At 72.5% G+C, this 8911-nt stretch carries 9 protein-coding genes; 4 read left to right on the top strand and 5 right to left on the bottom strand.

Annotated elements, in window-relative coordinates; genetic code table 11:
* Positions 1 to 37: 37 nt before the first annotated feature.
* Positions 38 to 718, bottom strand: coding sequence for a hypothetical protein (locus AB0K36_RS12970; protein WP_364592411.1), 681 nt, complete (start codon positions 716 to 718; stop codon positions 38 to 40).
* Positions 719 to 1095: 377 nt separating this feature from the next.
* Between AB0K36_RS12970 and AB0K36_RS12965 the strand changes: the two genes are divergently transcribed.
* On the top strand, positions 1096 to 1743 hold the full coding sequence (locus tag AB0K36_RS12965; protein WP_364592409.1) for a class F sortase: 648 nt from the start codon (positions 1096 to 1098) through the stop codon (positions 1741 to 1743).
* 7 nt (positions 1744 to 1750) lie between these two features.
* On the opposite strand, the gene AB0K36_RS12960 is transcribed toward AB0K36_RS12965, so the two are convergent.
* On the bottom strand, positions 1751 to 2590 hold the full coding sequence (locus AB0K36_RS12960; protein WP_364592406.1) for a polysaccharide deacetylase family protein: 840 nt from the start codon (positions 2588 to 2590) through the stop codon (positions 1751 to 1753).
* Between the two features lie 151 nt (positions 2591 to 2741).
* Between AB0K36_RS12960 and AB0K36_RS12955 the strand changes: the two genes are divergently transcribed.
* A complete protein-coding gene (locus AB0K36_RS12955) occupies positions 2742 to 3203 on the top strand; it encodes a universal stress protein (protein WP_364592403.1) in 462 nt (153 codons plus the stop codon).
* Positions 3204 to 3228: 25 nt separating this feature from the next.
* On the opposite strand, the gene AB0K36_RS12950 is transcribed toward AB0K36_RS12955, so the two are convergent.
* On the bottom strand, positions 3229 to 4434 hold the full coding sequence (locus AB0K36_RS12950) for a CapA family protein (protein WP_364592400.1): 1206 nt from the start codon (positions 4432 to 4434) through the stop codon (positions 3229 to 3231).
* 277 nt (positions 4435 to 4711) lie between these two features.
* Here AB0K36_RS12950 and AB0K36_RS12945 point away from each other — a divergent pair, with 277 nt between their 5' ends.
* Entirely contained in the window at positions 4712 to 5329 is a 618-nt protein-coding gene (locus tag AB0K36_RS12945; RefSeq protein ID WP_364592398.1) for a sigma-70 family RNA polymerase sigma factor, read from the top strand.
* A gap of 96 nt (positions 5330 to 5425) precedes the next feature.
* Complete coding sequence (locus tag AB0K36_RS12940; RefSeq protein ID WP_364592395.1) at positions 5426 to 5941, top strand: hypothetical protein; 516 nt, start codon at positions 5426 to 5428, stop codon at positions 5939 to 5941.
* Positions 5942 to 5953: 12 nt separating this feature from the next.
* Here the strand turns inward: AB0K36_RS12940 and AB0K36_RS12935 are convergent, their stop codons facing one another.
* Together AB0K36_RS12935 and AB0K36_RS12930 are read right to left on the bottom strand one after the other, a co-directional pair.
* Positions 5954 to 7168, bottom strand: coding sequence for a sensor histidine kinase (locus AB0K36_RS12935; protein ID WP_364592392.1), 1215 nt, complete (start codon positions 7166 to 7168; stop codon positions 5954 to 5956).
* A complete protein-coding gene (locus tag AB0K36_RS12930; RefSeq protein ID WP_364592389.1) occupies positions 7165 to 8898 on the bottom strand; it encodes a sodium/solute symporter in 1734 nt (577 codons plus the stop codon). The genes AB0K36_RS12935 and AB0K36_RS12930 overlap by 4 nt, the downstream gene beginning before the upstream one ends.
* Positions 8899 to 8911 lie beyond the last annotated feature (13 nt).

The following is an 8911-nucleotide window of genomic DNA, read 5'->3' as shown; positions in this document are numbered from 1 at the left end:
GACGGGCGGTCGCGGCCGGACCGGGAGGTTCAACCGGTCAGGCCGGACCGCCGACCGAGCGACGGCGGCGGACGATGAACAGGCTGCCGCCGACGGCCGCCGTGGCGACCAGACCCGCGCCGATCGCCATCTCGACGTCGGTCGGTCCGATCGATCCGCCGAGACCACCCTGCGCACCGCGGGCGGGGAGCACGCGGAAGGACGCGGTGGCGGTCTCCCGGGAGTCGTTGCACCGGACGGTCAGGCTGTAATTGCCGGGCGTCGCGTTGTTGCGCACGCGGGCGGTGGCGACCGATTCGCCGCCGTTGCCGCCGGCACCATTGCCACCGGTGCCGCGGTCGCCGCCGTTACCCCGGTCGCCGCCGTCGCCGCCGGCACCGCGGTCACCACCGTTACCCCGGTCACCACCGTCGCCGCCGGCACCCCGGTCGCCGCCGTTGCCACCAGCACCCCGGTCACCGCGGTCATCACCGTTACCACCGGCACCCCGGTCACCGCGGTCATCACCGTTACCACCGGCGCCGTTGCCGCCGGCACCCCGGTCACCGCCATGGTCCTTGCCGGCACTGGAGAGTGGAGCGTCCGGGAAAGCGTTCGAGCTGACCACACCACCGCGCCGGCAACCGTCGACGGTGATGGTCAGAATGCCGCCCGGAAAGACGGACGACGGGTGGACCTGTACGTTCCTCGGGCCGTTGCCGCCACCGGCGGCCGCCATGGGAGCGCACATTCCGACGGCCGCGAAGGCGGTCACCGTCGCTGCGAGAGCGCGTGAGGCACGCATCGTTGAACCTCCAGAAGAAAGACGCCCCAAAGCCGTGCTCCGGGATATTCGACGAGTACGTCTTCCATGACGAACGATCACCGGATGGTGCTTTCATCGCATTTCGGCCTTGGTCCACCCCGGTGAGACGACACGCCGACCGTGGGCCCCTTGATCTGACGGAGCCGCAGGTCACAGACCGTCAGAAGTTTTTGGGGGCCGAATACCCGGATGGGTCATCACCAGTGGCACCGGCCACCCGTTCGCGCTTTCCCCCTCGCCGGAGTGCGGCACCCCGCTTAGCGTGCCCACAAGCGCGCGAAGGGAGAACCATGGGCCAGGACAGGTACGGCAGGGAGACGAGGAGACGCTCGCCCTGGGGCGTACTGGCTCTCGTGATGCTCACCGGCATCGCAATGGTCAAGAACGGTGTGGACGTGGGCCTCGGACCGCCTCAGCCCGCGGCCGCCGCGTCGCAGGACCGGGCGGGCGAGACGTTCCTGCCCGTGCCGCTGGAGCCGCTGCCGTACGCCGCCGCGGCCCGGGTGCGCATCCCCTCGATCAAGGTGGACGCCCCGATCGTGCACGTCGGACTGGACCAGGACGGCTGGGTGGCCGCTCCGGAGCCGAACGATCCCAACCTCGCCGGCTGGTACCAGAACGGCATCTCCCCCGGGCAGCGCGGCACCGCCGTCATCGTGGGGCACGTCGACAACCAGGCCGGCCCGGCCGTCTTCTACGGCCTCGGGTCCGTCAAGACGGGGCAGCTGATCGACGTACCGCGCTTCGACGGCCGCGTCGCCGTCTTCGAGGTGTACGGCGTCGAGGTGTTCTCCAAGAACGACTTCCCCGGGGTGCGGGTGTACGCGGACACCGGCCAGCCGGAACTGCGGGTGATCACCTGCGGCGGCGGCTACTCCAAGGCGGGCGGGTACGACGGCAACGTCGTCGTCTTCGCCCGTATGGTCAAGGTCACCTGAGGCAGGGTCAGCGGCGCGGCACCGTGATCCGGTAGCCCTCGTCGAGCAGCTCCGGCAGATACCGGCGCAGCGCCGACACACTCTGCGACCGGTTCCCGCCCGCGTCGTGCGAGAGGACGATCACGCCGGGCGCCGCGCCCCGCAGGACACGCCGGACGATCGTCGAGGTGCCCGGCCGCATCCAGTCGAGGGTGTCGACGGTCCAGCCGAGCGGCTCCATGCCGAGATCGGCGCCGATCTCGAACGAGTGCCTGTTCCAGGCGCCGTAGGGCGCCCGGTACCAGAGCGGCGCCTCGCCGAGCGTCTTCTCGATCACCTCGCTGGTGCGCCCCAGCTGGTCGCGGATCCTGGACGGCGGCAGCGTCGGGATCAGCGGGTGCGACCAGGTGTGGTTGCCGACGGCGTGGCCGTCGGCGGCCATCTCGCGCAGCAGGTCGCGGTTGTGGGTCGCCATCTCGCCGCAGACGAAGAACATGGCCCGCACCTCGTGCTCGCGCAGGACGGCGAGGATGTCCGGGGTGTAGCGGGGGTCCGGGCCGTCGTCGAAGGTGAGCACCATGGCGCGGCCCGTGTCCGGGACCTCGAGGAAGGGCCGCTTGCGAACGGGCGGCTTCGCCCGCCGCAGGGCCGGCGGGGCGAAGGCCGTCATGGGCCGCAACCGGTAGGACGTCGCCTTCGGCGGAGCGGCGGCGGCCGACGGGCCCGCGACCGGTCCGGCACCGTCGGGGGCGCGTCCCGGGGTCTCGGCCCGCTCATGGACGAGAAGGCCGCCGACCGCGGCGGCGCCGAGGCATGCGGCGATGCGGAACATCGAGCGGCGACCGGGAAGCGGCTGATCCTTCTTCATGGCCAACTGCTCGCACGGCGCAGGCGTCCACGGCCTGATCAACACCGGTTCCAGCGGGGAAAACACCCGATGGGAGCAGCGGCGAAGGAGCGCGGCGGCCGGTACCGGACGACCCGTCGGGCGGCCGGCCGGAGCGGATAACCTCGTAGGTGTGACAGAGCACCCGCCCCACCGGTTCGAACGCGGCACCGACGGCCCGAAGGTGATCGTCGCGGGCCTCGACGGCTCCGACTCCTCGCTTCGTGCGGCGGCGTACGCGAGCGGCCTCGCCCGGCGGCAGGGCGCGCTGCTCGCGGTGGTGTACGTGCAGCCGGTGATGCCGGCGGGCGCCGCCTACGGGGTGCCGGTCGCGGAGACGACCGGGGAGATCGCGGAGGGGCTGGTCGCGGAGGTGCGGGCAGCCGCCGAGCGGGTGCGGGGCATCTGGGACGTGCGCTGGGAGTTCCACACCGTGCGCGGGGACCCGTACACCGGCCTGGTGACGGCCGCGGACGAGCTCAAGGCGGACGCGGTGGTGGTGGGTGCCTCCGAGTCGGCCGGCCACCGCTTCATGGGCTCGGTGGCGGTCCGGCTGGTGAAGGCCGGGCGGTGGCCGGTGACCGTCGTCCCCTGAACCGCCCGGCCCCGTCCCGTCGCGGTCAGCGGCCCATGGTGAGACCGTCCTGGGCGGCTCCGCGGCTGAGCACGGCGGAGGTGATGGCGGCCTGCGCCTCGAGCCGGTCGCCGCGCGGCCCTTCGCGACGCAGTACCTCGGGCAGGTTGACGACGCGGCCGGCGCCGGTGTCCATCCACTGCGGGATGTACTCGGCCTTCGTTACCTCCCAGCGCCCGCCGGTGGTGGCGGGCGGCGCGAAGGAGAAGCGGGCGATGGTGCCCTGGTTCCCGCGCGGGTCCTGCGCCCCGTCGTTGTTGATCATGTCACCGGCGATCTGGTCGCCCATGCCGTAGACGACCCAGGTGCCGTTGACCTTCTCGTACGCCTGGGGGACGTGCGCGTGGGTGCCGAGGATCAGGTCGATGTCGGGGCGTCCGCCGGTGGTGGAGGCGGTGAGGGAGCGGCCGAGGTCGAGCTGTTGCTGATCGGGATCGGTCTGCCATTCGGTGCCCCAGTGCAGGCTGACGACCACGACGTCGGCCCCGGCGCTCCTTGCCGCGCGGGCGTCGTCGATGATGCGCTGCTCGTCGATGAGGTCGACCGCCCAGGACTCCTCCTCGGGCAGCGGTTCGGCGTTGGTCCCGTACGTGTAGGCCAGCTGGGCCACTGTGGCGCCGCCGGCCGTCAGCCACGCCGGTTCCTCCGCCTCCTGCGGGGTGCGTGCGGAGCCGGCGTGCTCGACGCCCGCGCGGTCGAGCGCGTCCAGGGTGCGGCGCACACCGGCGACGCCGTCGTCGAGGGTGTGGTTGGAGGCCGTGGAGCACGAGTCGTAGCCGACGCCGGCGAGCGCCGTGGCGATCTCCGGGGGCGATTTGAAGCTGGGGTAGCCGCTGTAGTTCCCGTTCTCGCCGTAGACGGTCTCCATGTGGCAGAGGGCGATGTCGGCGCGGGAGACGACCGGGCCGACGCCCGCGAGCATGGGACGGAAGTCGTACCCGGTGCCGCCCGCGTCCAGTTGGGCCTGCTGGATGATCGAGGCGTGCGGGAGGACGTCCCCGGTGGCCACGAGTGTGAAGCCGCGTGGGGCGGCGGGTGCGCCGGCCGCCTCGGAGGGCGCGGTGCGGGCCGGGCCTTTCCGGGGCGACGCCGACGGGCCGGTGTCCTGCTGTCCGGCACACCCGGCGGCTCCCGCGAGCAGCACGGCGCAGAGGGCCGCCGTGGCCCGTGGTGCGGGTCGCGCGCGTGTCATCGTCGACCGACCTCCCAATTGTGTGATTAACGGTATATCCGACGAATTGAATCCACAGGGGAGGAACCGCCGAGTCAAGCGACACAGCCGACGTGGTCGCCTCAACGGACCTGCGCGTTCCGCCGGCTCCGGCGGCCCGGTCGACCGTTCATCGCACCACTCGCCGCTCGGTGCGACCGTTCGCCGACAGCCCGCCGCACGCCGTCTGTCGCCGCGTGGCCGGATGCGTTCGTATACGCCACGTGGCAGCGGACCTCTGCGCAGAAGGGTGAAGGCAATGGCGACGGCGACCGCGACGACCGACGAACAGGCAATGGCGGAGCTGCAGCGCGAGCACGGCCCCGCACTGCTGAGCTTCCTGCTGGGACTGACCTACGGGGACCAGCAGCGCGCCGAGGACCTGCTGCAGGAGACGCTCGTACGGGCATGGCAGCACCCCGAGGCCTTCGACGCCCCGTACGAGTCGATGCGGCCCTGGCTCTTCACCGTGGGGCGCCGCCTCGCCATAGACGCCCGGCGCTCCCGGATGGCACGCCCCACGGAGATCGGCGACGGCGTGCTCGCCACCACGCCGGACCCGGCCGACGTGACGGAGAGCGCGGTGGCCGCTCTGGACGTACGCGCCGCGGTCGGTGAGCTGAGCCCCGAACACCGCGCCGTCCTCGTCCAGATCTACTTCCACGGGCTGAGCGTCAACGAGGCCGCCCAGGCGCTCGGCATTCCGCCGGGCACGGTCAAATCACGCTCGCACTACGCGCTGCGGGCCCTCGCCCGCTGCCTGCCCGGGTACAGCAGGCGCACCACCACTTCCGCCACGGACGCCTCGGTGATGACCGCCTCCCCCACCGGTCACGGGCGCCGGACGGCCATATGCGAAACGTCACGCGCCAGTTGAGCAAACCGGCCCTCCTCGCCGTGTCTGTCGGTGGAGGCTCGTGTGGAGGCTCGTGGTCGGACGCCAGCGCAGTCGTACGGGAGAAGGTGAAGCAGCGTGCAGCCCGGTAGCACGAACGGAACCAGCGGAGGCGGGCTCGCGGTCCCCATGGCGTGGCTCTGCGCCGAATACACCGCCGACGAGATGCTGCGCACCGGCGCCCTCGTGGAGGCGGACTCGCTCGAGTTCCGGGCGGGGCGGCGGACGCTCGCGCTCACGATCCATCTGTGCGACGGCGGGGAGCCGCTCTCCGGCGGGTCCACGGCGGCCAGGATCGACCACTGGCTGACGGTCACGTCCTACGGGTACCCCTGGGCGCAGTGGGTACGGGAGCAGCTCGGGGTGCGGGCCGAACGGGTGCGGCACGGCTGCGAGGACCCTGACCTGGCGCTCGCCGCGGACGCCTGGCGCCGGCTGTGCGACACCGAACTGCTCGCCACCGACCTCGGCGGCCTCGAGCCGTGGCATCCCTCCCGTCCCCCGGCCGCCTCACCGGACGAGGCGGCCCAGGTATGGCTGCCCGCTTGGGAGCTGGGCCTCCCTCTCGGGCACCTTGCCGTCCATTTGTGGTGAGCGGGGCACCGGTCAGGGCCGCGGACCCGCCGAGGAGTGGACCCCCGCACGGTACTTCGGGATCCGGACGGTGATCTTCATACCGGCGCCGACGGCGGTCTCGATGACCAGGCCGTAATCGTCCCCGTACACCTGGCGCAGCCGCTCGTCGACGTTGCTCAGGCCGATGCCCGACGCGGTGGAGCGCTCTCCGGCGAGGATGCCGCGCAGCACCTCGGGATCCATGCCGACCCCGTCGTCCTCGATGATCACCATCGCCTCCGCTCCCGCGTCCTGCGCGGCGATCATGATGCGGCGCTCGTTCCTGGAGTCCTCGAGACCGTGCTTGACGGCGTTCTCGACGAGGGGCTGCAGGCACAGGAACGGCAGAGTGACCGGCAGGACCTCGGGGGCGACCTGGAGCGTGACCTTGAGCCGGTCGCCGAAGCGCGCCCCGGCGAGCGCCAGATACTGCTCGATGGAGCGCAGTTCGTCGGCGAGCTGGGTGAACTCGCCGTGCCTCCGGAACGAGTAGCGCGTGAAGTCGGCGAACTCCAGCAGCAGCTCACGGGCACGCTCGGGATCGGTACGGACGAAGGACGCGATCGCGGCGAGCGAGTTGAAGATGAAGTGCGGCGAGATCTGCGCGCGCAGGGCACGGATCTCCGCCTCGATCAGACGGGTGCGGGACCGGTCGAGCTCGGCGAGTTCCAGCTGTACGGAGACCCAGCGGGCCACCTCGGAGGCGGCCCGCACCAGTACGGCCGACTCCCGGGAACCGTAGGCGACCAACGCGCCCAGCACCCCCTCCTCCCCGGTCAGCGGCGCGATGACGACCCAGCGCAGCGGGCACTCCAGCTCGTCGCACTCCGCGTGGACGCATCGGCTGCGCCCGGAGTCGAGCACCTCGGCGACCAGGTCCATCACCTGCTGCCGGTGCCGGTCGGCCCCTGGCCCGTCCCAGGCGAGCACAGCGTCCCGGTCGGTGAGGCACAGCGCCTCCGTGCCGAGCAGCGGGCGCAGCCGCCGCGCCGCCTTGCGTGCCGTGTCCTCCGTCAGCCCGGCCCGCAGCGGCGGCGCGGCGAGGGACGCGGTGTGCAGCGTGTGGAAGGTGGCCCGTTCGACGGGCGTCCCGAGATCGAGGTCCCCCCGCCCCCCGCGTCCGGCCGTCAGCCGGCCGAGCACCGTGCCCATGGCCAGCAGCACGATCCCCGCCGCGGCCAGCGCGGCGATCCCGGTCCCGGTCATCGCGGTACTCCTTCGTGCTGCGGCCTGCCCACGAGGTCCTCCGGCAGATGCAGGCGGGCGAGGGTGGCCGCGGCGCCGGCCGGTATGTGGCGCGGGGTTGCCAGGGAGACGCCGACCATGGTCAGGAAGCCCAGCGGCACCGACCAGACCGCGGGCCACGCCATCAGGGTGTGCGCCCAGCCCTCCGGGGCCAGTCCGGCGCGCGTGGCCATCACCGCGGTCAGCGCGGCGCCTCCTCCGACGACGAGACCCGCTGCCGCTCCCGGCGGGGTGAGCCGGCGCCACCAGATGCCGAGGATCAGCAGCGGGCAGAACGAGGAGGCGGAGACGGCGAACGCGAGTCCGACCGCGTCGGCGACCGGCACGTTCGTCGCCACCACGCTCAGCGCCAGCGGCGCGGCCATCGCGAGCAGCGTCGCGAGCCGGAAGTGCCGTACGCCCCGCGAGGGCAGTACGTCCTGGGTGATCACACCGGCCACCGACATGGTCAGGCCGGAGGCCGTGGACAGGAACGCGGCGAACGCGCCTCCGGCGAGCAGCGCCCCGAGCAGTTCGCCGGCGAGCCCGCCGATGATCCGTTCCGGGAGTACCAGCACGGCGGCGTCCGCGGCTCCGGTGAGTGCCAGTTCGGGCGCGTAGACGCGGCCGAGCGCGCCGTAGACCGGCGGGAGCAGGTAGAAGGCGCCGATCAGGCCGAGCACGACGAGGGTGGTGCGGCGGGCGGCACGTCCGTTGGGGCTGGTGTAGAAGCGGACGGCGACGTGCGGCAGGCCCATGGTGCCGAGGAACGTGGCGAGGATCAGGCCGTAGGTGGCGTACAGCTGGTAGCCGTCCCGGCCGCCGGACAGCGGCTGCGACCAGCTCAGCGGGTCGGAGCCCTCGGTGGTCCGCCGGGGCACCTCGGCGCCTTCCGGGAAACGCAGGGTCGTTCCCGACTCGATGCGATGGGTCCCCTCGTCGAGGGCGACGGGCCGGCCGTCGTGCCGCACGCCGTCGACCGTGCCGGAGACGGTGAGCGTCAGCGCGCCGTCGAAGTCGACGCGGACGGTGTCGTCGACGCGGACGGCGGTGTGCTTCTGGAACACGGCGGGCGCGTCGAACCGGGCCCGGGGGGCGTCGTCGCCGACCCACGCGGCGACGAGGAACAGCGCGGGCACCAGCAGCGCCGTGAGCTTCAGCCAGTACTGGAAGGCCTGCACGAAGGTGATGCTCCGCATGCCGCCGGCGGCCACCGCCCCGGTGACGACGAACGCGACGACGACGCTGCCGAGCCAGTCCGGCGCCCCCGTGAGGATCTGCAGGGTCAGACCCGCGCCCTGAAGCTGCGGCAGCAGATAGAGCCAGCCGATGCCGACGACGAAGAGGCTCGCGAGCCTGCGGACCTGGGCGGACTCCAGGCGCGCCTCCGCGAAGTCGGAGAGCGTGTACGCGCCGGACCGGCGCAGCGGGGCGGCGACGAGCACCAGCAGGACGAGATAGCCGGCCGTGTAGCCGACCGGGTACCAGAGCATGTCGGGGCCCTGGAGGAGCACGAGCCCCGCGATGCCGAGGAACGACGCGGCGGAGAGGTACTCGCCGCTGATGGCGGCCGCGTTGAGAGCGGGCTTGACGGTGCGGGAGGCGACGTAGAAGTCCGAGGTGGTGCGGGATATTCGCAGGCCGAGCGCGCCGACGAGCACGGTGGCGAGCACCACGACGGTGACGGCGGTCACCGCGTAGGTCTGGTTCACGTGGTTTCTCCCG

This window comes from Streptomyces kurssanovii (assembly GCF_040677245.1).
GTDB classification, from domain to species: Bacteria; Actinomycetota; Actinomycetes; order Streptomycetales; family Streptomycetaceae; genus Streptomyces; species Streptomyces kurssanovii.
Note: the sequence above shows the minus strand (reverse complement) of the source record. Positions and strands in the feature narration are given on the sequence as shown.